The 23,530-nt window shown below is 65.1% G+C and carries 18 protein-coding genes; 5 read left to right on the top strand and 13 right to left on the bottom strand.

The window, feature by feature from the left end:
* Positions 1-330: 330 nt before the first annotated feature.
* The gene (gene rpmE / locus QCM77_RS11515; RefSeq protein WP_007599895.1) at positions 331-558 is read right to left on the bottom strand and encodes a 50S ribosomal protein L31; all 228 of its coding nucleotides are present in this window, start codon (positions 556-558) and stop codon (positions 331-333) included.
* 224 nt (positions 559-782) lie between these two features.
* Here rpmE and QCM77_RS11510 point away from each other — a divergent pair, with 224 nt between their 5' ends.
* The gene (locus QCM77_RS11510; RefSeq protein WP_279683557.1) at positions 783-2,609 is read left to right on the top strand and encodes an ABC transporter ATP-binding protein/permease; all 1,827 of its coding nucleotides are present in this window, start codon (positions 783-785) and stop codon (positions 2,607-2,609) included.
* A gap of 296 nt (positions 2,610-2,905) precedes the next feature.
* Here QCM77_RS11510 and QCM77_RS11505 read toward each other — a convergent pair whose 3' ends face one another.
* The 4 genes from QCM77_RS11505 to QCM77_RS11490 all read right to left on the bottom strand — a co-directional run bounded on the left by QCM77_RS11505 (position 2,906) and on the right by QCM77_RS11490 (position 5,739).
* Positions 2,906-3,130 (bottom strand): hypothetical protein, encoded by a 225-nt coding sequence (locus QCM77_RS11505; RefSeq protein WP_279662513.1) that lies wholly within the window; start codon positions 3,128-3,130, stop codon positions 2,906-2,908.
* A 110-nt stretch (positions 3,131-3,240) separates the two neighbouring features.
* Positions 3,241-3,687, bottom strand: a complete 447-nt coding sequence (locus QCM77_RS11500) for a GNAT family N-acetyltransferase (protein WP_279662514.1) — start codon at positions 3,685-3,687, stop codon at positions 3,241-3,243.
* Positions 3,687-4,715: a peptidoglycan -binding protein gene (locus QCM77_RS11495; RefSeq protein ID WP_279662515.1), complete on the bottom strand. Its 1,029-nt coding sequence runs from the start codon at positions 4,713-4,715 to the stop codon at positions 3,687-3,689. The genes QCM77_RS11500 and QCM77_RS11495 overlap by 1 nt, the downstream gene beginning before the upstream one ends.
* A 4-nt stretch (positions 4,716-4,719) precedes the next feature.
* Positions 4,720-5,739: a flagellar motor protein MotA gene (locus tag QCM77_RS11490; RefSeq protein ID WP_279683555.1), complete on the bottom strand. Its 1,020-nt coding sequence runs from the start codon at positions 5,737-5,739 to the stop codon at positions 4,720-4,722.
* A 212-nt stretch (positions 5,740-5,951) separates the two neighbouring features.
* Here QCM77_RS11490 and QCM77_RS11485 point away from each other — a divergent pair, with 212 nt between their 5' ends.
* The 4 genes from QCM77_RS11485 to QCM77_RS11470 all read left to right on the top strand — a co-directional run bounded on the left by QCM77_RS11485 (position 5,952) and on the right by QCM77_RS11470 (position 13,224).
* A complete protein-coding gene (locus QCM77_RS11485; RefSeq protein WP_279683553.1) occupies positions 5,952-6,971 on the top strand; it encodes an SAM-dependent methyltransferase in 1,020 nt (339 codons plus the stop codon).
* A gap of 230 nt (positions 6,972-7,201) precedes the next feature.
* Positions 7,202-8,395: an efflux RND transporter periplasmic adaptor subunit gene (locus QCM77_RS11480; RefSeq protein WP_279683551.1), complete on the top strand. Its 1,194-nt coding sequence runs from the start codon at positions 7,202-7,204 to the stop codon at positions 8,393-8,395.
* A 164-nt stretch (positions 8,396-8,559) separates the two neighbouring features.
* Entirely contained in the window at positions 8,560-11,721 is a 3,162-nt protein-coding gene (locus QCM77_RS11475) for a multidrug efflux RND transporter permease subunit (RefSeq protein WP_279683549.1), read from the top strand.
* Between the two features lie 375 nt (positions 11,722-12,096).
* Complete coding sequence (locus tag QCM77_RS11470; protein ID WP_279683547.1) at positions 12,097-13,224, top strand: AAA family ATPase; 1,128 nt, start codon at positions 12,097-12,099, stop codon at positions 13,222-13,224.
* A 441-nt stretch (positions 13,225-13,665) separates the two neighbouring features.
* Here QCM77_RS11470 and QCM77_RS11465 read toward each other — a convergent pair whose 3' ends face one another.
* The 8 genes from QCM77_RS11465 to tkt all read right to left on the bottom strand — a co-directional run bounded on the left by QCM77_RS11465 (position 13,666) and on the right by tkt (position 23,347).
* The gene (locus tag QCM77_RS11465; RefSeq protein ID WP_279683545.1) at positions 13,666-14,457 is read right to left on the bottom strand and encodes an inositol monophosphatase family protein; all 792 of its coding nucleotides are present in this window, start codon (positions 14,455-14,457) and stop codon (positions 13,666-13,668) included.
* 112 nt (positions 14,458-14,569) lie between these two features.
* Entirely contained in the window at positions 14,570-15,670 is a 1,101-nt protein-coding gene (locus QCM77_RS11460) for a tetratricopeptide repeat protein (RefSeq protein ID WP_279662522.1), read from the bottom strand.
* Positions 15,671-15,678: 8 nt separating this feature from the next.
* Entirely contained in the window at positions 15,679-16,362 is a 684-nt protein-coding gene (locus QCM77_RS11455; protein ID WP_279683544.1) for a thiamine phosphate synthase, read from the bottom strand.
* Positions 16,363-16,365: 3 nt separating this feature from the next.
* Positions 16,366-17,391 (bottom strand): class I fructose-bisphosphate aldolase, encoded by a 1,026-nt coding sequence (locus QCM77_RS11450; RefSeq protein WP_279662524.1) that lies wholly within the window; start codon positions 17,389-17,391, stop codon positions 16,366-16,368.
* 280 nt (positions 17,392-17,671) lie between these two features.
* On the bottom strand, positions 17,672-18,739 hold the full coding sequence (gene fba / locus QCM77_RS11445) for a class II fructose-bisphosphate aldolase (protein WP_279662525.1): 1,068 nt from the start codon (positions 18,737-18,739) through the stop codon (positions 17,672-17,674).
* Between the two features lie 67 nt (positions 18,740-18,806).
* Entirely contained in the window at positions 18,807-20,003 is a 1,197-nt protein-coding gene (locus tag QCM77_RS11440; protein ID WP_279683541.1) for a phosphoglycerate kinase, read from the bottom strand.
* Positions 20,004-20,152: 149 nt separating this feature from the next.
* Positions 20,153-21,160 carry a type I glyceraldehyde-3-phosphate dehydrogenase gene (gene gap / locus QCM77_RS11435; RefSeq protein WP_279683539.1) on the bottom strand — a complete coding sequence of 336 codons (1,008 nt, stop codon included), beginning with the start codon at positions 21,158-21,160 and terminating at the stop codon, positions 20,153-20,155.
* Between the two features lie 171 nt (positions 21,161-21,331).
* Positions 21,332-23,347 carry a transketolase gene (tkt, locus tag QCM77_RS11430; RefSeq protein WP_279683537.1) on the bottom strand — a complete coding sequence of 672 codons (2,016 nt, stop codon included), beginning with the start codon at positions 23,345-23,347 and terminating at the stop codon, positions 21,332-21,334.
* Positions 23,348-23,530 lie beyond the last annotated feature (183 nt).

The raw sequence follows: 23,530 nt of genomic DNA, 5'->3' as shown, positions 1-23,530 counted from the left end.
GCTCCGAACAATTCATCGCTTGCCATCGTGGTCTCCTGCGAATCCGCCATCGCCAGAGAATCACACTGCGACGGCTTTCGGCTATAGTGCTCGATGAGCCGTCGAATAGATCACACCCTCTGAGGTGGCCGCTTCTTCGGCGGCCCTCGAAGGGCGACGGCCCGGCTGCATCTCGGCCGTTCATCCTTCGAGGCTCCCGGTGCGATGCTTTGCATCGCGCCACTCGCGCCTCAGGATGACGGGTCGGGTAGCGGCGCGACGGCCCCCCAAAAAACAAAAACGCCCCCGGCTCTCCGGGGGCGTTTTTCGTCTCCAGCCTTGAGGGCCGGATCAATCCTTCTTGAGGAAGCCCGAAAACTTCTTCTGGAAGCGCGAGACGCGGCCGCCGCGATCCATCAGCTGCGCGTTGCCGCCGGTCCAGGCCGGGTGCGACTTGGGGTCGATGTCGAGGTTCAGCGTGTCGCCTTCCTTGCCCCAGGTGGAGCGGGTCAGGTACTCGGTTCCGTCGGTCATCACGACCTTAATCGTATGATAATTCGGGTGAATTTCGGCTTTCATGGCAATTCCTCGGCGCCCCGGCGCCTCGCTTGAGTGGCTATCGAATGACGGATTTGGCGGGGTCTATACCCCACGGGCCCCTGTAAAACAAGCCATTGCGGGGGTGTTGGCAGTGCTTCGGCAAGGCCTGAAGGACCGGGCGGTCCCCTAAGGGACATCCCGGATTTGCCACTCCCGCTCGCCCGGCCTATTTGAAGCGGACTCCTCTCTTTTGGTCGGATCTCATGAGCGCAGTAGAACGGCTTGAAACCGGGCCCGCGGAAGCCCCGTCGATCGAAGCCGACCTGATCGAGGCACCGGCGAAGAGCCGCGCGAAACTGCGGCCGCTGCTGGCGCTGGCGCCCTATGTGGCGCGCTATCGCGGCCGTGCGGCGCTGGCCTTCGTGGCGCTGACGATCGCGGCCCTGACGACCCTGCTGGTGCCGGTCGCGGTGCGCAGAATGATCGATTTCGGCCTGACGCCTGAGGGTATCGAGCTGATCAACAGCTACTTCTCGGTGATGATCGCGGTCGTCGCTGTGCTCGCGCTCGCGAGCGCCGCGCGCTATTACCTCGTGATGACGATCGGCGAGCGCATCGTTGCCGATCTCAGGCGCGACGTCTTCGCCCATCTCTTGTCGCTCTCGCCGGCCTTCTTCGATTCCGCGCGCAGCGGCGAGCTGGTGTCGCGTCTCACGGCGGATACCACCCAGATCAAATCCGCCGTCGGCGCCTCGGTCTCGATCGCGTTGCGCAATTTGATGATGTTCTTTGGCGCCGCCGCGATGATGGTGTTCACCAGCCCGCGCCTCTCCGGCTTCGTGTTGCTGGCCATTCCCCTGATCGTGCTGCCGCTGGTCGCGTTCGGGCGCTGGGTGCGGCGTCTGTCGCGCAATGCGCAGGACACGCTGGCCGAGGCCTCGGCCTATGCCGGCGAGCTGGTCGGCGCGATCCGTACCGTGCAGGCCTATACCAGCGAAGGGTTGGCTGCGAAGCGTTTCGGCGGCGAGGTCGAGCAGGCCTATGAAGCCGCGCGCACCTCGACCCAGGCCCGCGCCGTGCTCACCGCCATCATCATCTTCATCGTGTTCGCAAGCGTGGTCGCGATCCTCTGGATCGGCTCGCACGACGTGCTCACCGGCACCATCACGCCGGGCCGGCTCGGCCAGTTCGTGCTCTATGCCGCCTTCGCCGCTGCCGGCCTCGGTCAGCTCAGCGAGGTCTGGGGCGAGGTCTCGGCGGCGTCCGGTGCTGCCGAACGCCTGTTCGAGATTTTGCATGTGCAGCCTGACATCACCGCGCCCGCAAAGCCGCGCGCGTTGCCGGTGCCGGCACGCGGCGAAGTCGGCTTCGATCAGGTCAGCTTCGCCTATCCGGCGCGGCGCGACGTCAAGGTGCTCGATGCCGTGTCGTTCACGGTGCGCCCCGGCGAGAAGGTCGCGATCGTCGGTCCATCCGGCGCCGGCAAGAGCACGATCTTTCATCTGCTCTTGCGCTTCTACGATCCGCGCGGCGGCGCGATCTCGCTCGACGGCGTGTCGGTGAAGTCCGCCGATCCGCGCGATTTCCGTTCCCGCATCGCGCTGGTGCCGCAGGAATCCAACGTGTTCGCGGCAAGCGCCCGCGACAACATCCGCTTTGGCCGGCCCGATGCGACCGACGCCGAGGTCGAGCGCGCCGCCGAGCTCGCGCATGCCGCCGAGTTCATCCGCCGCCTGCCCGAAGGTTTCGAGACGCCGCTCGGCGAGCGGGGCGTGACGTTGTCCGGCGGCCAGCGCCAGCGCATCGCGATCGCGCGCGCGATCCTGCGCGATGCGCCGCTGCTGCTGCTGGATGAGGCCACCTCCGCGCTCGATGCCGAAAGCGAGACGCTGGTGCAGACCGCGCTGGAGGAGCTGATGCGCCATCGCACCACCCTGGTGATCGCGCACCGCCTCGCCACCGTGCTCTCCTGCGACCGCATCCTGGTGATGGACCAGGGCAGAATCGTCGAGCAGGGCACGCATGCCGAGCTGGTTGCTGTGAACGGGCTTTATGCGAGGCTTGCGAGGCTGCAGTTCGAGGGGGCGTGAGGCGTCGCGTCTTTCGCGCTGTCATCGCCCGCGAAGGCGGGCGATCCAGTACTCCGAGACAGTGCGACGATACGGTGAAGCCGCGGCGTACTGGATTCCCCGCCTTCGCGGGGAATGACAGTGGAGCTTTAGAAGGAGCTTCGAGCCCCAACAGCCCCAGTACCCGACCCTAACGAAACGCTCCTGTTTTGCTCCGACGAGTCAAACCGCCTTGCTGCCTGCGTAAGCCATTGATCTTGTTGTCATCGGCTACTGTGCATGGGGTTGTTTTCGCTATTTTTGTTTTGCCGTCCGGATTATCGGCACTTCGGCGACAGCGCCGGCACGTTCGGCCACGGCCAGTTCTTCCAGCTCCCGTCCTCTCCGACGCAGGCCGATGGCGCGGGGCCGTTCGTCGGAGCCGGAGCGCTCGTCTTGATCGGCATGGTGAAGCGCTGGTCAACATAGGTCGTCGAGACATATCCGGCGACGATGACGCCCAGCAGGACCGAAGATCCCTTGGCCAGATCGCTCAGTTTCATCGGTCATCTCCATCCGCCTGCCATCGCAACTTCTGGGCACAACGAATAGCTGGCGTCCTGGGATCCCGACGTGACGGGCGTCACGCCCGCCAGAATCGAGCCCGCCAGAATCAAGCCCGCCACGTCATCTTCAGCACCGGCCGGCCCGAGGTCGGGTTCACCTCGTCGCCGGCATGGGCAAAGCCGTTGCGCTCGTAGAAGCGGATGGCGCGGGTGTTGTCCTTGTTGACGAGCAGCGTCACGCCCGTCGGTGACAGGCGCTTGGCCTCATCCACCAGCAGCCGCGCCGCGTCCGAACCCCAATGCGCGGGATCGACCACGAGCTGGTCGAGATAGCCGTCGCCGTCGATGGTGACGAAACCGGTCAGCGCGCCGTCCTGCTCCGCGACCACGATCGAGGCTTTGGGCACAAGATCCTTGCGCCAGCGCTCGCGCCACCATTCCAGGCGGGCGGCGAAGTCGATCTGCGGATAGGCCTGCTGCCAGGTGCGATGCCAGAGCGCGATCGAGGCGGCCTCGTCCTCGGGACGGTAAGGGCGGAGGTGGAGGGCGCTCACTACCGCTCCGTCAGCTTCAGCTCGATGCGGCGGTTGCGCTTGTAGGCTTCCTCGGTGTTGGCGGTGTCGAGCGGCTGGAATTCGCCGAAGCCGGCGGCGACGAGGCGCTGGGCCGGCACGCCGAGCGAGATCAGATATTGCACGACCGAGATCGAGCGGGCGGCCGAGAGGTCCCAGTTCGACTTGAAGTTCGGCCCGTTCACCGGGCGCACGTCGGTGTGGCCATCGACGCGCAGCACCCAGGGGATCTCGTTCGGGATCTTCTTGTCGAGCTCGATCAGCGCGGCCGCCAAGGTGTCGAGCTCGGCGCGGCCCTCGGGCAGAAGCATTGCCTGTCCGGTATCGAAGAATACTTCGGACTGGAACACGAAGCGGTCGCCGACGATGCGGATGTCGGGGCGGTTGCCGAGGATGGCGCGCAGGCGGCCGAAGAATTCCGAGCGGTAGCGCGACAATTCCTGCACGCGCTGCGCCAGCGCGACGTTCAGGCGAGACCCCAGATCGGCAATGCGGTTCTGCGATTCCTTGTCGCGCTTCTCGCTAGCGTCGAGCGCTTCTTCCAGCGCCGCCAATTGCCGTCGCAGCGCGCTGATCTGCTGGTTCAGCACCTCGATCTGCGCCAGCGCCCGCGCCGAAACCGACTTCTCCGAGTCCAGCGCCTTGCCGAGCTCGGACGACTTGCCTTGCGCGTCGTTGCCGGCGGCGGCGAGCCCGTCATAGAGGCCCTTGATGCGGTCGCGCTCGGTTTCGGCCGAGGCAAGGCCGGCTTTCAATTGCGAGACCTGGTCGTCGAGCGTGAGCTTGCCGAGCTTTTCCAGCGACAAGAGCTCGTTGAGCTGCGCGATCTTGGCGTTGAGCTGCTCCAGCGCCTTGTCCTTGCCGGTCACTTCCTGCGACAGGAAGAACTGCACGACCAGGAACACCGACAGCAGGAATACGATCGACAGCACCAGCGTCGACAGCGCGTCAACGAAGCCGGGCCAGTAGTTGAAGGCGCCGTCGCTGCGGCGGCCGCGGGCTAGAGCCATGTCGCTAACTCTTCTCGGGTTGGCGCGCGATGCGCTCCAGCAGGCGGCGGATCTCGCGGTTCTGCTCGCCCTGGCCGTCGGCCCATTCGCGGATCATCTGCTGCTCGGTCCGCATATGCGAGACCAGCGCCTGGATGGCTTCGGCGAGGCTCGCCATCGCCGCGGTGGTGCCGCGGCTGGCGCTGCCTTCCTCGAGCACGGAGCGTAAGCGCTCGACGACCACCTGAAGCTCGCCGCTGGCAATGCCACCGCCACCGGCGGCGACAGCCACCTCGCCGCTGCCATATTCGCGCACGGTGGTGGCAAGCCAGTCTTCGAGGTCGGTGTAGAAGCGGTTCTGCGCCTGGCTCGATTGCAGGTCGAGGAAGCCCAGGATCAGCGAGCCGGCGAGGCCGAACAGCGAACTCGAGAATGAGATGCCCATGCCGCCGAGCGGGGCGGCGAGGCCCTCCTTCAGCGTGTCGAACAGGGCGCCGGAATCGCCCCCGACCTTGAGCCCGTCGATCACCTTGCCGACCGAGCCGACCGTCTCGATCAGGCCCCAGAAGGTGCCGAGCAGGCCGAGGAAGACCAGAAGGCCGGTCATGTAGCGGGAGATGTCGCGGGCCTCGTCGAGGCGGGTTGCGATCGAATCGAGCAGGTGCCGCATGGTGGTCTGGGTGATCGTCATCCGCCCGGAGCGCTCGCCGCCGAGGATCATCGCCATCGGCGCCAGTAGTTTGGGGTGGCGGGCGGGCGCAAGGCCGGGATCGGCGATGCGGAAACTGTTGACCCAGGAGACTTCGGGATAGAGCCGGATCACCTGGCGGAAGGCCATGATGATGCCGATGAACAGCACGCCGCCGATCAGGGCATTGAGCCCGGGGTTGGCGAAGAAGGCCTGGATGATCTGCTTGTAGAGCACCACCCCCACCAGGGCGCACAGCACCAGAAAGACCAGCATCCGCACCAGGAAAACGCTGGGTGAGGATAGCTTGGTGTACTCGATGTCGAGGGAGGAGCGGGGCGAGGCGCCAGACGGCATGGCCGGTATCATCCGTTACGAAACTTGCTTGCGGGGCGCACTATGGCACAGCGCCAGCCCAAAAAAAGCGCCGGATGCGCCGATTTCGTGGAGAGCCGGGGAACTCAATGCGCAAACTGCGCTTTGATAGTGACGTGTTCCGCAAATCGTCGGCATTCCACAGGTTTAGTAGGTCGCACTTTCCCCCTGCCGCCCAAAGATGGAGTGGTCGCATGAGCGTCGTGTCCGCGATCATCGGGACTGCCGAACGCGTGCCGCTTCCGGATGTCGTGATCCGCGCGGCGATCCAGCGCCTGTGCTCGCGCACGGTGACGCGCCTGTCCGCGCTCGGCGCGGCCGACGATGCCGCCTTCGCCGGGCGGATGATGCTGCGGCCGATCGCCGAGGACGCGGATGTCGGGCATGACGAGATGCCCGCTTCGTTCTTTGCGAAGGTGCTCGGTCCCAACCGCAAATATTCGTCCTGCTTCTATAAGGCCGGCGCGACCACCTTGCGGGAGGCCGAGGAGGAGGCGCTGCGCCAGACCGTCGAGCATGCCGCTCTCGCCGACGGTCAGACCATCCTCGAACTCGGCTGCGGCTGGGGCTCGCTGTCGCTGTGGGTGGCGCGTCAGTTTCCGCACGCGAAGGTGACGGCGGTGTCGAGCTCGCAGGCGCAGCGCGCCCATGTCGAGGAAGAGGCGCGGCTGCGCGGTCTCCCCAACCTGCGCGTGGTCACTGCGGACATGAACGTGTTCGCGCCCGACGGGCAATTCGACCGCATCGTCTCGGTCGAGATGTTCGAGCACGTGATGAACTGGCGCAAGCTGATGACGCGCCTGCGCTCTTGGCTCGCGCCGGAGGGGCGGTTCTTCATGCACATCGTCGCCCATCGCTCCGGCTCTCACCTGTTCGACCGGGCCAATCGCGAAGACTGGATCGCGCAGCACGTCTTCACGGGCGGGCTGATGCCGAGCCATCACCTCGTCAGGCAATTCGACGACATCTTCACGGTCGAGAAGGAATGGTGCTGGAGCGGCACGCATTATCAGCGCACCGCCAACGACTGGCTCGTCAATTTCGACGCGCATCGCGATCCCATCGAAGCGGACTTGCTCAATGTCTATGGCGAGGACACTGCATTGTGGATGCGGCGTTGGCGCTGGTTCTTCCTCGCGACGTCGGGCCTGTTCGGCTACGCCGATGGAACCGAGTGGGGCGTCAGCCGCTACCGGATGAAGACCGCCGGGTAATTGCGATCTTCTGTCGCAGCACGCAGCGATGGAACCGGACTCACAATCCGGTGACCCCCAAAAAGCCCCCTGACCTCAGCATGATAGGCCGTGTGACATTGAGCCGCCCGCAGCATGCGTTGCGTCGCAGCAAGTCCGCTCTATTTTGACGGCATCAGCCGCGCTGAATGACCCAGAACGGGCCTTGGCGGAGCGTGATCAGTTTCAACAATATCGGGGCACCCCACTTCATGTCAGGACTTCGCGCGCGATCGGCATGCGTTGCAATGATGCTCGCGGCCTTTGCGCCGCTGTTGGCAGGCTGCGACGAATCCAGCTCCGCCGTCTCGGCCGCCCAGCCCGCCGACCCTGACGTCAGCATCGTCATCGTCAAGTCGCAGCCGCGCGCCGTGGTGCGCGAGCTGCCGGGCCGCATTGCGCCGACGCGCGTCTCCGATGTGCGGCCGCGCGTCTCCGGCATCGTGGTCGAGCGCCTGTTCCGACAGGGCAGCGAGGTGAAGGCGGGCGATCCACTGTACCGCATCGATCCGCGTCCGTTCGAGGTCGAAGTTATGGCCAACGACGCCGCAGTCGCCAAGGCCGAGGCCGCGTTGATGCAGTCCCAGCAACAGGCGCGCCGCATCGCCACGCTCACCAGCCAGCGCGCCGCGCCCGAAGCCGAGAACGAGAAGGCGATCGCGGCCGAGCGCCAGGCCCATGCCGAGGTCGAGGGCCGCAAGGCCGACCTCGCGCGCGCAAAGCTCAATCTCGACTACGCCACCGTGCGCGCGCCGATCGACGGCGTCGTCGGTGCTGCCCTGGTCAGCGAGGGCGCGCTCGCAGTGCAGAACGAGACCAATCTCGCCTCCATTCAGCAGCTCGACCCGATCTATGCGGACTTCACCCAGTCGGTGAACGAGCTCAACCAGCTCCGCCGCGCCTTCGAGAGCGGTGACCTCGAGCGCATCGCGGCGGATGCCGCCAAGGTGCGCCTGGTGCTCGACGACAACACGATCTACTCGCTCGACGGCAAGCTGTTGTTCTCTGACGCCAAAGTCGACGCCCATACCGGCCAGGTAACCTTGCGCGGCGAATTCCCCAATCCCAAGCGCGAGCTCTTGCCGGGCATGTATGTCCGCGTCCGCATCGACCAGGGCCTCGACAGCGACGCGATCGCGGTGCCGCAGCAGGCGATCCAGCGCAACGGCGGCGGCGGCAGCGAGGTGTTCGTCGTCAAGGACGACAACCACATCGCGGTGCAGCCGGTGCGCACCGGCTCGGTGCAGGACGGAATCTGGTTCGTCACCGACGGCCTGAAGGCCGGCGACAAGGTCGTGGTCGAAGGCTTCCAGAAGTTCGCCGCCGGCGACAAGGTCAAGCCGCAATCCTGGTCGGAAGCGGATGCGACCGCGGACAACCAGCACGCCCAGAAGCTCACGCGGTAACGTTTGGGGCGTCGCTATTGTCTTGATCCCTCATCCTGAGGAGCCCGCTGGAAGCGGGCGTCTCGAAGGATGGCCGCGGGCGAGATCCGGGCCTTCATGGTTCGAGATGCGCTTCGCGCTCCTCACCATGAGGGACTAGTGAAACAACGAGGGTAAAGCGGTAAATGGCGAGCTTCTTCATCGACAGGCCGATCTTCGCCTGGGTGGTCGCGCTGTTCATCTGTCTGGTCGGCGCAATTTCGATTCCGCTGTTGCCGATCGCGCAGTATCCGATCATCGCGCCGCCCTCGATCTCGATCTCGACCAGCTATCCCGGCGCCTCGCCCGAAAACCTCTACAACAGCGTCACGCGGCTGATCGAGGAGGAGCTCAACGGCGCCTCCGGCATTCTCAATTTCGAATCCACCAGCGACTCGCTCGGCCAGGTCGAGATCATCGCCAATTTCGTGCCGGGCACCGATACCAGCGCCGCCTCGGTCGAGGTGCAGAACCGCATCAAGCGCGTCGAGGCGCGGCTGCCGCGCGCGGTGATCCAGCAGGGCATTCTGATCGAGGAAGCCTCCAGCGCGGTGCTCCAGATCATCACGCTGAACTCGACCGACGGCAGCCTGGATGAGGTCGGCCTCGGCGACTTCATGATCCGCAACGTGCTCGGCGAGATCCGCCGCATCCCCGGCGTCGGCCGCGCCACGCTCTATTCGACCGAGCGCAGCTTGCGTGTCTGGGTCGACCCGGCAAAGCTGGTTGGCTATGGGCTGACCGCCGACGACGTCAACAAGGCCATCGCCGCGCAGAACGCGCAGGTTGCTTCGGGCAGCATCGGCGCCGAGCCGGCGACGTCGAGCCAGCGCACCTCTGCGCTGGTGCTGGTCAAGGGCCAGCTTTCGTCCCCGGACGAATTCGGTTCCATCATCCTGCGCGCCAACGCCGATGGTTCGACCGTGCGCTTACGCGACGTCGCGCGCATCGAGGTCGGCGGTCTCAGCTACCAGTTCAACACGCGCCTCGACGGCAAGCCGACCGCCGGTCTGTCCGTGCTGATGTCACCGACCGGCAACGCGCTGGCGACCGCGAGCGCGGTCCAGGAGAAGATGAAGGAGCTGTCGCGCTTCTTCCCGGCCAACATCTCCTACGAGATCCCCTACAACATCACGCCCGTGGTCGAGGCCTCGATCAAGAAGGTGCTGACAACGCTGGTCGAAGCCATCGTGCTGGTGTTCGTGGTGATGTTCCTGTTCCTGCAGAACATCCGCTACACCATCATTCCGACCATCGTGGTGCCGGTCGCGCTCCTGGGCGCCTGTACCGCGCTGCTGCTCGCCGGCTACTCCATCAACATGCTCTCGATGTTCGGCATGGTGCTCGCGGTCGGCATCCTCGTCGACGACGCGATCGTCGTGGTCGAGAACGTCGAGCGCATCATGGCCGAGGAAGGCCTGCCGCCGAAGGAAGCGACGCGGAAAGCGATGTCGCAGATCACCGGCGCCATCATCGGCATCACGCTGGTCTTGATGGCCGTGTTCGTGCCGATGGCGTTCTTCCCGGGCTCGGTCGGCATCATCTACCGCCAGTTCTCCGTGACCATGGTCGCCGCGATCGGCTTCTCCGCGTTCCTCGCGCTGTCGTTGACGCCGGCGCTGTGCGCGACTTTGCTCAAGCCCGTCACGGCCGGTCATGGTCATGCGAAGAAGGGCGTATTCGGCTGGTTCAACCGCATGCTTGACGGGGGCAAGGAGGGCTATTCCCGCACCGTCGGCTTCTCGCTCAAGCGCACCGGCCGCTTGATGCTGGTCTATGTCGCGCTGCTCGCAGGCCTGTCCTGGGCCTTCGTCAACCTGCCGGGCGGCTTCCTCCCCGTTGACGACCAGGGCTTCGTCACCACCGACGTGCAGACCCCGTCGGATTCGTCCTATGCCCGCACCGAAGCCGTGATCGAGAAGGTGGAAAAATATCTGGCGCAGCGGCCGGGCGTCGACAACGTCACCTTCCTCACCGGCTTCAGCTTCTCCGGCCAGGGCATGAATGCCGCGCAGGCCTTCATCACCCTGAAGGACTGGTCGGAGCGCGGCCCGAAGGATTCGGCAGCGGCGATCGTCGCCGACATCAACCGCGATCTGTCGTCGTCAATCCACGACGCAAAGATCTCCGCGCTGCAGCCGCCGCCGATCGACAATCTCGGCAATTCATCAGGCTTCTCGTTCCGCCTCCAGGACCGCGGCCAGAAGGGCTATCCGGCGCTGATGCGCGCCGCCGACCAGTTGATCGCGGAGGCCAATGCAAGCTCCGTGCTTCAGAAGGTCTATGTCGAGGGCCTGCCCGAGGCCGGCGTGGTCAATCTCGTGATCGACCGCGAGAAGGCGGGCGCCTTCGGCGTCACCTTCGAGGATATCAACAACACGATCTCGACCAATCTCGGCTCGAACTACATCAACGACTTCCCGAACCGCGGCCGCATGCAGCGCGTCGTGGTGCAGGCCGATGCCCGCGACCGCATGCGGACCGAGGACATCCTCAACTACAACGTCAAGAACAGCCGCGGCCAGCTCGTGCCGTTCTCGTCCTTTACCACCGTGGAATGGGCGCGCGGACCGACGCAGATCGCCGGCTTCAATTATTATCCGGCGGTGCGCATCTCCGGCGAGGCGAAACCCGGCTTCACCTCGGGCGATGCCATCGCCGAGATGGAACGGCTTTCCGGCACGCTGCCGCGCGGCTTCGGCTATGAATGGACGGGTCAGTCGCTGCAGGAGAAACTGTCGGGCTCGCAGGCGCCGTTCCTGCTGGCGCTGTCGGTGTTTGTGGTGTTCCTGTGCCTCGCCGCGCTCTACGAGAGCTGGACCATTCCGCTCGCGGTGCTGCTCACCGTGCCGCTCGGCATCGTCGGCGCCGTGATCGCGGCGATGCTGCGCGGCCTGCCCAACGACGTCTATTTCACCGTCGGCCTGATCACCATCATTGGCCTCGCCGCAAAGGACGCGATCCTGATCATCGAGTTTGCCAAGGATCTGCGCAAGGAGGGCAAGCCGCTGGTGGACGCCACCATCGAGGCCTGCCGCCTGCGCTTCCGCCCGATCCTGATGACCGGCCTCGCCTTCATCTGCGGCGTGCTGCCGATGGCGATTGCGCATGGTGCCGGCGGCGCCAGCCAGCAGGCGCTCGGCAGCGTCGTGATGGGCGGCATGATCGCAGTGGTGATTCTGGCGCTGCTGATGGTGCCGGTGTTCTTCGTGTCGGTGCAACGCGTGCTGGGCGGGGACCGCGAGAAGGCAGAGGAGAAGAAGGCCGAGATGTACGGGCCGCCCGCGCCGGCAAGGGCCGGCCACTGAACAGGGCAATGCGGCGGCATCGGCAGTGGGCTCCCTCTCCCGCGTGCGGGAGAGGGTTGGGGAGAGGGTGTCTCCGCGTCGGGATTGTCGAGAATTGCGGAGGAGATTGTCCCTGCGAGGTGAGAGCCCTCACCCGCCGCGCGCGGGACGATGCTTCGCATCGCCCGGGGCGCGTCGGCCTCTCCCGCAAGCGGGAGAGGCGGAGCAAGCCCGCGCCGTCCTCGTGTAATCCACATGCGACTGTCCTGACTGATCGCCGGATTGGTCGGCTTGCTTTCTCGGGATTGTCCATCCAGACTGCATCCCTGGATTGAGAGAATGTGCATTCGCACCGTGCCGCGAATGCACGGATGGCCCGCCGATCGAGAGCATGTCATGCGTCCGACCGAAATTGCGATCTCGAACTATCGCTCCATTCGGCGGCTCTCCATACCCATCCATCCCCTGTCGGTGTTTGTTGGCGAAAACGGTGTCGGCAAATCCAATCTCTACAAATCCTTGTCACTGTTGCGCGACGCGGCGACCGGTCAAATCACCCGCACGATCGCCGATGAAGGCGGATTGAATTCGGTCTGCTGGTCCGGCATTCGCAAACGAGGCGAAGACGGGCGGCTGCGGCTGTCGGCCACATTCGACAGCATGAGGTATTCCATCGAGCTCGGGTTTCCCAGCCCGCTTCAGGCGGCGTTTTCCGGCGAGCCGATGATCAAGGCCGAAAGTATCGAGGCGACGCACGGCAAACGAACGGTCAAGCTGATGGAGCGGATTAATTCGCTCATCAGCGTTCGCGGCGAGAGCGGCGCCTGGAACGCTCACAAGGATGCGGTGCTGCCGTCAGAGACCGCGCTTGCGGCTTTTTCCGATGGCAAGCAATGTCCGGAAATCGACCTGATCAGAAATGCGATGCTGGGCTGGCGCTTCTATCATGACTTCCGCACGGATCCGGCGTCACCGATACGAAAGCCCTGTCTGGCGATCGCAACGCCCTCGCTCAGCGCCGATGGAACCGATCTGGCTGCAGCCCTGGCGACCCTCTATGTCATTCGGGAAGACGCCACCGACCTGCAGGACGCAATCCAGGATGCATTCCCGGGCGCCGAACTCCGCGCATGGGAGGAAAACGGTTTGTGTCAATTTGATCTGCAACTGGCGGATATGCCGCGGCCGTTTAGGGCTCATGAACTATCCGATGGGACGCTGAAATACATCTGCCTGCTCGCAGTGTTCATGGGTTACCGGCTGCCACCGTTCATCGCGCTGAACGAACCCGAGACAAGCCTGCATCCGTCGCTGCTGGCGCCGCTGGCCCGGCTGATCGCCCGGGCATCACGCCGCGCCGACATCTGGATTGTCACTCATTCGGGACAGCTGATGGAGGCCTTGCGAAGCGAGAGCTCGGTCCCGCTTCGCCGGGTGATCAAGTCGAAAGGCGCCACGACGATCGAGGGCCTGACCATTGGCGGTGAATATCGCGACGACGAATCCGACGATGACGACGCTTAGTTGTTGCAGATCGAGCCGCAGAGCTGCCGACCTAGCGGTTTGGGAAGGAGCAAGCGATTCATGAGAATGATGGCCGCCATTGCGATCGCTTACCTACTTACGGGCGCTCTCTACATTTGGCGTGATTTCCGAAAGCCAGTCGATAAGCAGCCCAGCTATGTCAAGTGGGGCGGCATACGGACCAAGCTGTTCATCGTGCTCTATTGGCTCCCCGGAACGCTGTCTGCGGCCTGCCGGGGCGGTGTCTTGCGAGACTTAGCCGTTCCGTGGGCAATCTTTGCTGCTCTCACCGTGGCCGGGCTTTACTTCTCAAGTCGATAGCTTGCCGCAGGCGGAGCATCCAGTACGCCGCGGCCGTTCCCTATCCAACTGATCTCTCTGGAATACTGGATCGTCCGCCTTCGCGGACGACGACAGTGGTGTGTAAGGCGCGGCCTCGGCCTACGCCGCCTTCCGCAAAATCTTCACCAACTCCCCGTGCACGAACTCATTCCCGCACACGACATGCCCGGTCACCAGCGCGTCGCCGGGCGTGTCGATGTCGCCCACCGTTCCGCCCGCTTCGCGCACCATGATCAGGCCGGCGGCGACGTCCCAGGATTGCAAATTGCGCTCCCAGTAGCCGTCGAGGCGCCCGGCGGCGACGAAGGCGAGGTCGAGGGAGGCGGCGCCGAAGCGGCGCAAGCCCGCGACGCGGTCCTGGATCGCGGTCATCTCGCGGCGGAATTCCTCGTGGTCGCCGCGGCCGATATGGGGCAGGCCGCAGGCCACCACGCATTCGTTGAGCTGGCGGCGGCCGGCGACGCGCAGGCGCTGGTCGTTGAGGAAGGCGCCCTTGCCGCGCTCGGCGATGTAGAGCTCGTCATTGGCGGGGTTGTAGATCACGCCGGCGATGATCGTGCCTTCGCGCGAAAGCCCGATCGAGATCGCGAATTGCGGGATGCCGTGCAGGAAGTTGGTGGTGCCGTCGAGGGGATCGACGATCCAGGTGTGGCTCTTGTCGGAGCCCTCGCGCATTCCGCCTTCCTCGCCGATGAAACCGTAGCCGGGGCGAGCCTTGGCGAGGTCCTGGTAGAGGATCTCCTCGGCGCGCTTGTCGGCCAGCGAGACGAAATTCGCCGGTCCCTTCAGCGAGACCTGGAGATGCTCGATCTCACCGAGATCGCGCTTGAGGCTGCGGCCGGCACGGCGCGCGGCCTTGACCATGACGTTGATAGTTGCGGAATACAGCATGAGCTCTGGTCTTGATCGGGGGAAATGGCGCGAAATCGCGCCTGTTTGGGGGATTGGGTGCCCTGCGAGGGGGCCAACGTCAAGTCATTGCTTCAAGTCATTCGGCGTCAAATCATTTGGTCCCGAGCCATTTCCTGGCGGCGGCCTCGGCCTTGCTCCGGTCGTCGGCCGGCAAATCGGACAATTGCTTGTCCAGCTCCGGATCGCCCTTGCCGGCGGTCTTGGCCACCAGATGCCATTTAAAGCCCTCGACCTTGTCCACGGATGTACCCATGCCGTTGATCAGGACCCAGGCCAGCCGGTTCTGCGCGATCGCGCTGCCCTGGCGGGAGGCCTTGCGGAGCAGGGCTACGGCCGCCGGCTGGTTCTTCGGCGTGCCGGTGCCGTTGAACAGCGCGATCGCGTATTCGACCTCGGCATCGACATTGTCGGTCAGCGTGGCGGCCTGGAGCAGACGCACCGCCCGTTCCGGGTCCTTCGGCACGCCAGTGCCTTCCTTGTAAAAGGTCGCGAGCGCGTATTGCGCCTCGGGCAGGCCGGCATCGGCCGCCTGGCGCAGCAGCTCGGCGGAACGCTTGACGTCCTGCGGCAGGGTCTGGCCATCGAGATAGAGCAGAGCGAGGTTATAGGCCGCCTTGGGCTCGCCGAGCTTGGCGGCGGAGGCCATCAACTTCACGGCTTCGTTTTTGTCGACCGGGCCGCCGCGGCCGGAAATCCTGAGCATGGCGAGCGCGAACATCGCCTCGCGGTCGCCGGCGTCGGAGGCGCGCTTGTACCATTGCAGCGCCTTGGCGTAGTCGCGCCGGATACCCATGGCGTTGGAATAGAGCTCACCCAGCATGGTCATCGCCTTGGCATCGCCGGTCTCGGCACGGGCGGTGGCGAGATCGAAGGCGGTCTTGTACTGGCCGCGCTGATAGGCGCCGAACACCAGATCGACGTTGGAATTGTCCGACGGAGGCGCCGGGATCACGGTCGCGGCTGGGGCAGGCTTTGGGGAAGCTGAAGGCTTGGGGGAGGTTGAAGGCTTGGGGGAGGCTGAAGGTTTGGGTGCGGGCGCGGCCTCCTTCTTCTTGGTGACCGGAGGCGGCTTCGGCTTCTGTTTCTCGGCCGGTGGGCTCGGCGTTGCGGCTGGCGGCGTGATCTGGAGCTGCGCGGCCGCGGGCACTGTGAGCAGCAGCGTGGCCAGGATCGTGATGCGCGGAAGCTTCATGTCGGGCGCTAGCCGTGCTCGCGGCTCGCGGGATCTTGGCCCGCAGTCGCATGGGCCTTCTTGATCGCAGCGTCTATCTCGACCAGCGCGGCCTTGGGTCCGCGCGGATCGGCCCAGATGAAATCGCCCACCAGCACGAAATCGGCGCCGCTGGCGGCGAATTCGTGGGCCTCTTCCAGCGAAATGGCAAAGCCGACGCAGGGCGGCTCGAACAGCTCGGCCCACCAATCCAGCCGCTCGGCGATCGCTTGCGACGACGGCCGCTGGCCCTTCGCGTCGGGTTCGCCGAACAGCACGTAATCCGCGCCGATCTCGCCCGCATCCATGGAATGGTGCCGCGTCGTCAGCCCAGCGACGCCGGCGATGCGATCGGGCTTGAGCGATGGCAGCGCCTCCTTCAGCGCGGCGATGCCGGGCAGGTGCGCGCCGTCGGCGCCGCCGCGTGCGACCAATTCGGCATGGCCGTCGATCAATAGCGCCGCGCCCGCTTTCTGGACCGGCGGCGCCAAAGCCTTGATCCGCGAGATCATGGTGCGCTGGTCGGTCTCCTTGAGCCGCAGCAGCACGGCCGCGACGTCGGCGGAGGCGAGCAGGCCGGGCAGCTCGGCCAGAAGCGAAGCGTGATCGTCGACCACAGGTGTCGCGAGATAAAGGCGCGGCGCCGGGCGCGGCGGAGGCGATTTGTTCGACAAGATCTAGGCTGCTTTCTGTTCCAGGCTGCTTTGCCATTCGCCCCTGGAGGCGAGGCCGTTCATCCGCGCGCGATGACTGAATGCGTTTTGTCCGGCTGCGACGTTCTCGGCCTTGCCCGACCAGGCCTTCTGCGGTGCGGCCTGGAGCGCGCGGCCGTAGGAGAAGGTCAGGCCCCAGGGCAGCGGGCCGAGCTTATGCATGGCGTTGAGATGCGCGGTCGCCGCTTCATCCGACTGGCCGCCGGAGAGGAAGGCGATCCCGGGCACCGCCGCGGGCACGCAAGCCCTGAGCAGCCGTATCGTCTTCTCCGCGACCTCCTCGACGGAAGCCTGCTTCGCGCATTTCTTGCCGGAGACGGCCATGTTCGGCTTCAGCACCATGCCCTCGAGCGCGACGCGCTGCACGCGCAGCTCCTGAAACGTCTTGTTGAGCACACGGCTCGTCACTTCATAGCAGCGATCGATGTCGTGATCGCCGTCCATCAGCACTTCCGGCTCGACGATCGGCACGATCTGCGCAGCCTGGCACAGCGCGGCATAGCGCGCCAGCGCATGGGCGTTGACGCTGATCGCGGTCATCGAGGGAATGCCGCTCGCGATATCGATCACCGCGCGCCATTTCGCGAAGCGTGCGCCGCGCTCGTAGTATGTCTTCAAGCGCTCGGCGAGCTTGTCGAGCCCGACGGTGACGAGCTCGCCCGGGCACATCGGCAAGCCTTGCGTGCCCTCGTCGACCTTGATGCCGGGAATGGCGCCGCTCAGTTCGATCAGCTTGACCAGGGGCGTGCCGTCCTTCGCGTCCTGCCAGATCGTCTCGTCATAGAGGATCACGCCGGAGATGTACTGGCTCATGGCTTCCTTCGAGCGGAACAGCATCTCACGGTAGGCGCGGCGGCTCTCTTCGGTCGATGCCACGCCGATCGCGTCGAAACGCTTCTTGATGGTGCCGGAGGATTCGTCGGCGGCGAGAATGCCCTTGCCGGGCACGACCATGGCGGTCGCGATCCTGTTGAGCTCAGTCAGATTCATCGAGATGTCCTCCCAAAACGATTCTGCCCTTGCCGGTGAAAATAGACCGTTCTCGGGCAAATGCCGAGTTAACGTTCGTCGCAGGGTAAGGGGGGAGGGCTTGTTCACCTCTCCCCGCCTGCGGGGAGAGGTCGGATCGCCCTTGCGATCCGGGTGAGGGGGTACAGGTCCCGCAGTCATCTCATCCGCGGATAGAGCCCCTCACCCCAACCCTCTCCCCGCGAAGGGCGGGGCGAGGGAGGGAAAGAGCGTGTCCGGCCTCAAGCCACCGCGCGATCGCCTACGCGACGCGGGGGGCGAGCTCGCCCTTGGCGTAGCGCTTGGCCATCTCGGCCGTGGTCAGCACCTTCTTGATCTTGGAGGCTTGCCCGGCGGTATTGAATTCCTGGAGCCGCTGCTTGCACAGCCTGGTCATCGCTTCCATCGCGGGCTTGAGGTACTTGCGCGGATCGAACTCTTCCGGATTGTCCTTGAGCACTTTCCGGATCTGGCCGGTCATCGCCATGCGGTTGTCGGTGTCGATGTTGATCTTGCGCACGCCGTGCTTGATGCCGCGCTGGATCTCGGCCACCGGCACGCCCCAGGTCGGCTTCATCTTGCCGCCATGGGCGTTGATGATGTCCTGGAGGTCCTGCGGCACCGACGAGGAGCCGTGCATGACGAGATGCGTGTTCGGCAGCTTGCGGTGGATCTCCTCGATCACGTTCATGGCGAGGATGTCGCCGTCGGGCTTGCGGGTAAATTTGTAAGCACCGTGAGAAGTCCCCATCGCGATCGCGAGCGCGTCGACCTGGGTCTCCTGGACGAACTTCACGGCTTCTTCCGGATTGGTCAGGAGCTGGTCGTGGCTTAGCTTGCCCTCGGCGCCGTGGCCGTCTTCCTTGTCGCCCATGCCGGTCTCGAGCGAGCCGAGCACGCCGAGTTCGCCCTCGACCGAAATGCCGCCGAGATGGGCCATGTCGGTGACGGTCTTGGTGACACCGACATTGTAGCCCCAGTCAGCCGGGGTCTTGCCGTCGGCCTTGAGCGAACCGTCCATCATCACCGAGGTGAAGCCGGCCTGGATCGCGGTCATGCAGGTGTCGGGGCCGTTGCCGTGGTCGAGATGCACGCAGACCGGAATATGCGGATAGATCTCGGTCACCGCGTCCATCATGTGCTTGAGCATGATGTCGTTGGCGTAGGAGCGCGCACCGCGCGAGGCCTGGATGATGACGGGCGCGTCGACCGTGTTGGCCGCGTCCATGATCGCCAGCGCCTGCTCCATGTTGTTGATGTTGAAGGCCGGCACGCCGTAATCGTTCTCCGCCGCATGGTCGAGCAATTGACGCAACGTGATCCGAGCCATGTGTCTTTTTCTCCCGTTTGGGCCTGCAAGGCCACTGCTTGAAGGCCGCTAACTATTCGCCGACTGATTACTTGGTGTGCAGAACTTCGACGCCGGGCAGGGGCTTGCCTTCCATCCATTCAAGAAATGCGCCACCGGCGGTCGAGACATAGGTGAACTGACCGGCCACACGGGCCTGGTTGAGGGCCGCGACGGTGTCGCCGCCGCCCGCGATCGAGATCAGTTTCTTGGCCTTGGTGCGCTCGGCGGCATGCTTGGCGGCGGACATCGTGCCGCGGTCGAAGGGCTGCATCTCGAAGGCACCGAGCGGTCCGTTCCAGACCAGCGTCGCCGCATCGTCGATCGCGGCATGGACACGTGCGATCGACTGCGGACCGACGTCGAGGATCATGCCGTCGGCCGGGATCGCGTCGAGGCCATAGGCATGCGACGGCGCGTTGGCCGCGAAATGATAGGCGACCGTGGCGTCGACCGGCAGGATGATGGCGCAGTTGGCGGCTTCCGCCTTCTCCATGATGCGTAGCGCAGTCGCGGCGAGATCCTTCTCGGCCAGCGACTTGCCGATACCGACGCCCTGGGCGTGCAGGAAGGTGTTGGCCATGCCGCCGCCGATCACCAGCGCGTCGACATTGGTCACGAGGTTTTCGAGCAGGTCGATCTTGGTCGAGACCTTTGCACCGCCGATGATCGCGATGACGGGCTTGGTCGGTGAGCCCAGCGCCTTCTCCAGCGCAACCAGTTCGGCCTGCATGGTGCGGCCGGCATAGGCCGGCAGCTTGTGGCCGAGGCCTTCGGTCGAGGCGTGGGCGCGGTGCGCGGCCGAGAACGCGTCGTTGACCCAGATGTCGCCAAGCTTGGCCAGTTCGGCGACGAAGGCGGGATCGTTCTTTTCCTCTTCCTTGTGGAAGCGGGTGTTTTCCAGGCAGAGGATGTCGCCGTCGTTCAAGCCGGCAACGGCCGTGGCCGCGGGCTCGCCGATGCAGTCGTCGGCGAAGGCGACGGGCTTCTTGACGACCTTCGACAGCGCCTCGGCAACGGGCTTGAGCGAGTCCTTGGCATCGCGCCCCTTCGGCCGGCCGAAATGCGCGAGCAGGATGACCTTGGCCCCCTTGTCGGCGAGTTCCGTGATGGTCGGCGCGACGCGCTCGAGCCGGGTCGCGTCACTGACGCGCCCGTTGTCCATGGGCACGTTGAGATCGACGCGCAGCAGCACGCGCTTGCCCTTCACGTCGACGTCGTCGAGGGTGCGGAATGATTTCGTCATTGGAGGCCCTTGTCCCGGGCGCACTTGCGGCGCGCAGTGCCGCCGTGCAGAACCGGGACCCACGTTGCGGCGAGTCCCGCGGTTAAATGGGTCCCGGCTCCGCGAAGCAGCGTTTCACGTTGCATCGCGTCCGGGACACGAGAGCGGAGTTAGATCACCTTCGACATCGCGACGGCGGTATCCGCCATGCGGTTCGAGAAACCCCACTCGTTGTCGTACCAGGACATCACGCGCACCAGCGTTCCGTTCTGCACCTTGGTCTGGTCCTCGTGGAACGTCGAGGAGTGCGGGTCGTGGTTGAAGTCGATCGAGACGTTCGGCGCGGTGGTGTAGCCGAGAATGCCCTTGAGCTGCTGCTCGGAGGCGCGCTTCATCGCCGCGTTGATTTCCTTCGGATCGGTGGCGCGCTTGGCGACGATCTTGAGGTCGATCACAGAGACGTTCGGTGTCGGCACGCGGATCGCGACGCCGTCGAGCTTGCCCTTCAGCTCCGGCAGCACCAGGCCGATCGCCTTGGCGGCACCAGTCGAGGTCGGGATCATCGACATCGCAGCCGCGCGGCCGCGGTAGAGATCCTTGTGCATGGTGTCGAGCGTCGGCTGGTCGCCGGTGTAGGCGTGGATCGTGGTCATGAAGCCGGTCTCGATCCCGACCAGGTCGTTCAGCACCTTGGCAACCGGCGCGAGGCAGTTGGTGGTGCAGGAGCCGTTGGAGACGATCAGATGATCCCTGGTCAGCGTCTCATGGTTGACGCCGTAGACGATGGTGGCGTCGGCGCCGTCGGCCGGCGCGGAGACCAGCACGCGCTTGGCGCCGGCGGTCAGATGCGCGGAAGCCTTCTCCTTCGCGGTGAAGATGCCGGTGCATTCCATCGCGATGTCGACGCCGAGATCCTTCCACGGCAGCTTCGAGGGATCGCGCTCGGCGGTCACCTTGATCTTGTTGCCACCGAGGCTGATCGTGTCGCCCTCGACGGTCACGGTGCCGGGGAAGCGGCCATGGACGCTGTCGAAGCGGAGCAGATGGGCGTTGGTCTCGACCGGGCCGAGGTCGTTGATGCCGACGACCTCGATGTCCTTGCGGCCGGACTCGGCAATAGCCCGCAGGATGTTGCGGCCGATGCGGCCAAAACCGTTAATTCCGACGCGGACCACCATGTTTCGTCTCCTTATGACCGTTCAATGACGGGTGTTCGATAACGCCTATCATCCCGCACAACGCGCTTAGCGCGCCTGCGAGGGTTTTTTTAGGGCGGACGCCCGGTTCGGCCGGGCGGTGCTTGATCATATGAGAAACTACGTAGTCCTTTTTTTTGGCAAGCTCAACTCTCAGGAAACGCGCTTCAGCACGGCGTTCACCGCAGCCTCGGCGGTAATGCCGAAATGCTTGTAGAGCTCCTTTGCCGGCCCGCTCTCGCCGAAGGAATGCATGCCAACGAATTCGCCATCCTGGCCGATCACGGCATCCCAGCCCCAGCGCACCGCCGCCTCGATCGCGACCTTCACCGGCGCGTTCCCGATGATGGCGGCACGCTTGGCCTCTGGTTGCGCTAACAACAGCTCGAGCGAGGGCACCGAGACCACCCGTGACGCGATGCCGCGCTCGGCGAGCTGCTTCTGCGCAGCGACCGCGATCTCGACCTCGGAGCCGGAGGCGAACAGCGTTGCCTTGGCTTCGCCCTGGGCGGCCACCAGCTCGTAGGCACCCTGAGCGCAAGGGCTGTCGTTCGGCGCGGTGGTGCGGAGCTGCGGCAGGTTCTGCCGCGTCAGCGCCAGCACGGTCGGGCCGTCGATGCGGTTGAGCGCGAGTTCCCAGCACTCGGCAACCTCGATGGAATCGCAGGGGCGGAACACGCGCATGTTGGGGATGGCACGGAGCGCGGCGAGATGCTCGACCGGCTGATGGGTCGGGCCATCTTCGCCGAGGCCGATGGAGTCGTGCGTCATCACATAGACGACGCCGGCGCCCATCAACGCGGCAAGGCGCATCGCCGGCCGCGCGTAATCGGTGAACACCAGGAAGGTCGCGCCGTTCGGCGCGAAGCCGCCGTGCAGGAAGATGCCGTTCATGGCCGCGCACATGCCGTGCTCGCGGATGCCGTAATGAATGAAGCGGCCCTTCGGCGTCTTGGCCGAGAAGGCGGTTGCCGACTTCGCCTTGTTGTTGTTGGAGCCGGTGAGGTCGGCCGAGCCTGCCAGGAATTCCATCGGCATGGCGGCGGCAATGACTTCGATCACGGCTTCCGAGGATTTGCGGGTGGCTGCAACCATCGGCTTCTCCAGCAGCTCCTTCTTGTAGGCGCGCACCGCCTTGGCGAGCGAGGCCGGGCGCTCATGGCGCACGCGGCGCTCGAATTCGGCGCGCTTGCGGCTGCCGAGCTCTCCGAGCCGGCCTTCCCATTCCTGGCGCGCCACAGCACCGCGGCTGCCGGCTTCCCGCCACGCCTTCAGCACGTCGTCGGCGACCGCGAACGGCTCGAGCGAGATGCCGAGATTCTCCTTGGCGGCCTTGAGCTCCTCGGCGCCGAGCGCCTCGCCATGGGCCTTCGCCGTGCCGGCCTTATGCGGCGCGCCGAAGCCGATGGTGGTGCGGCAAGCGATCAGCGTCGGCTTGCTCGACTTCTTCGCCCGCGTGATCGCGGCGCTGATCGCGGCCTGGTCGTGGCCGTCGATCTTCTCGGCCGCCCAGCCTGCGGATTTGAAGCGCTTCACCTGGTCGACGGAATCGGAAATCGAGGTCGGGCCGTCGATCGAGATGCCGTTGTCGTCGTAGAGAACGATCATCTTGTTGAGCTTCCAGTGCCCGGCCATCGCGATCGCTTCCTGCGACACGCCTTCCATCAGGTCGCCGTCCGAAGCGAGCACGAAGGTGTGGTGGTCGACGATCTTCTTGCCGAACTCGGCGGCGAGCATCTTCTCGGCGAGCGCCATGCCGACCGCGGTCGAGATGCCCTGGCCGAGCGGGCCCGTCGTGGTCTCGATGCCGTTGGTGCGGAAATTCTCGGGATGTCCGGGGGTCAGCGAGTCGACCTGGCGGAACTGCTTGATCTGGTCCAGCGTCATTTCGGAATTGCCGGTCAGGTACAGCAGCGAATACAGCAGCATCGAGCCGTGGCCGGCCGAGAGCACGAAGCGGTCGCGGTCGGGCCAGCTCGGTGCGGTTGCATCGTATTTCAGAAACTGGGTGAACAGCACTGTGGCCATGTCGGCCGCGCCCATCGGCAGGCCGGGATGGCCCGACTTGGCCTTCTCGACCGCGTCCATCGCGAGGCCGCGGATCGCATTGGCCATGCGGGTGGCATCGACCTGCGTATGGGCCATACGGGTGGCATCGAGCTGCATCATGATGAAAATCCGTCTGGAATGAGGTGCTTGATGGCCGTGTGCGCCGCGCTGGATCGAGCCTGGCGGTCACGGGAGGTTTGGGGGCTGGATAGCATCTCGGTTCCGGGACTCCAAGGCAATCAAACGCCATCCCCGGGCGAAAAGTTGCGCACCGCGCGATCAGGAAAAGCCGCAGCCGGAGAT

This window comes from Bradyrhizobium nivariense, assembly GCF_029846695.2.
GTDB lineage: Bacteria > Pseudomonadota > Alphaproteobacteria > Rhizobiales > Xanthobacteraceae > Bradyrhizobium.
This window is presented reverse-complemented; position numbering and strand designations above follow the sequence as displayed.

What these genes read in the sequence shown, in the direction of transcription:
- rpmE (WP_007599895.1), bottom strand. Translation starts at nt 558, where the DNA reads ATGAAAGCCGAAATTCACCCGAATTATCATACGATTAAGGTCGTGATG.
- QCM77_RS11510 (WP_279683557.1), top strand. Translation starts at nt 783, where the DNA reads ATGAGCGCAGTAGAACGGCTTGAAACCGGGCCCGCGGAAGCCCCGTCG.
- QCM77_RS11490 (WP_279683555.1), bottom strand. Translation starts at nt 5,739, where the DNA reads ATGCCGTCTGGCGCCTCGCCCCGCTCCTCCCTCGACATCGAGTACACC.
- tkt (WP_279683537.1), bottom strand. Translation starts at nt 23,347, where the DNA reads ATGATGCAGCTCGATGCCACCCGTATGGCCCATACGCAGGTCGATGCC.
- QCM77_RS11495 (WP_279662515.1), bottom strand. Translation starts at nt 4,715, where the DNA reads ATGGCTCTAGCCCGCGGCCGCCGCAGCGACGGCGCCTTCAACTACTGG.
- QCM77_RS11485 (WP_279683553.1), top strand. Translation starts at nt 5,952, where the DNA reads ATGAGCGTCGTGTCCGCGATCATCGGGACTGCCGAACGCGTGCCGCTT.
- gap (WP_279683539.1), bottom strand. Translation starts at nt 21,160, where the DNA reads ATGGTGGTCCGCGTCGGAATTAACGGTTTTGGCCGCATCGGCCGCAAC.
- QCM77_RS11480 (WP_279683551.1), top strand. Translation starts at nt 7,202, where the DNA reads ATGTCAGGACTTCGCGCGCGATCGGCATGCGTTGCAATGATGCTCGCG.
- QCM77_RS11505 (WP_279662513.1), bottom strand. Translation starts at nt 3,130, where the DNA reads ATGAAACTGAGCGATCTGGCCAAGGGATCTTCGGTCCTGCTGGGCGTC.
- QCM77_RS11450 (WP_279662524.1), bottom strand. Translation starts at nt 17,391, where the DNA reads ATGAATCTGACTGAGCTCAACAGGATCGCGACCGCCATGGTCGTGCCC.
- QCM77_RS11470 (WP_279683547.1), top strand. Translation starts at nt 12,097, where the DNA reads ATGCGTCCGACCGAAATTGCGATCTCGAACTATCGCTCCATTCGGCGG.
- QCM77_RS11440 (WP_279683541.1), bottom strand. Translation starts at nt 20,003, where the DNA reads ATGACGAAATCATTCCGCACCCTCGACGACGTCGACGTGAAGGGCAAG.
- QCM77_RS11475 (WP_279683549.1), top strand. Translation starts at nt 8,560, where the DNA reads ATGGCGAGCTTCTTCATCGACAGGCCGATCTTCGCCTGGGTGGTCGCG.
- fba (WP_279662525.1), bottom strand. Translation starts at nt 18,739, where the DNA reads ATGGCTCGGATCACGTTGCGTCAATTGCTCGACCATGCGGCGGAGAAC.
- QCM77_RS11460 (WP_279662522.1), bottom strand. Translation starts at nt 15,670, where the DNA reads ATGAAGCTTCCGCGCATCACGATCCTGGCCACGCTGCTGCTCACAGTG.
- QCM77_RS11465 (WP_279683545.1), bottom strand. Translation starts at nt 14,457, where the DNA reads ATGCTGTATTCCGCAACTATCAACGTCATGGTCAAGGCCGCGCGCCGT.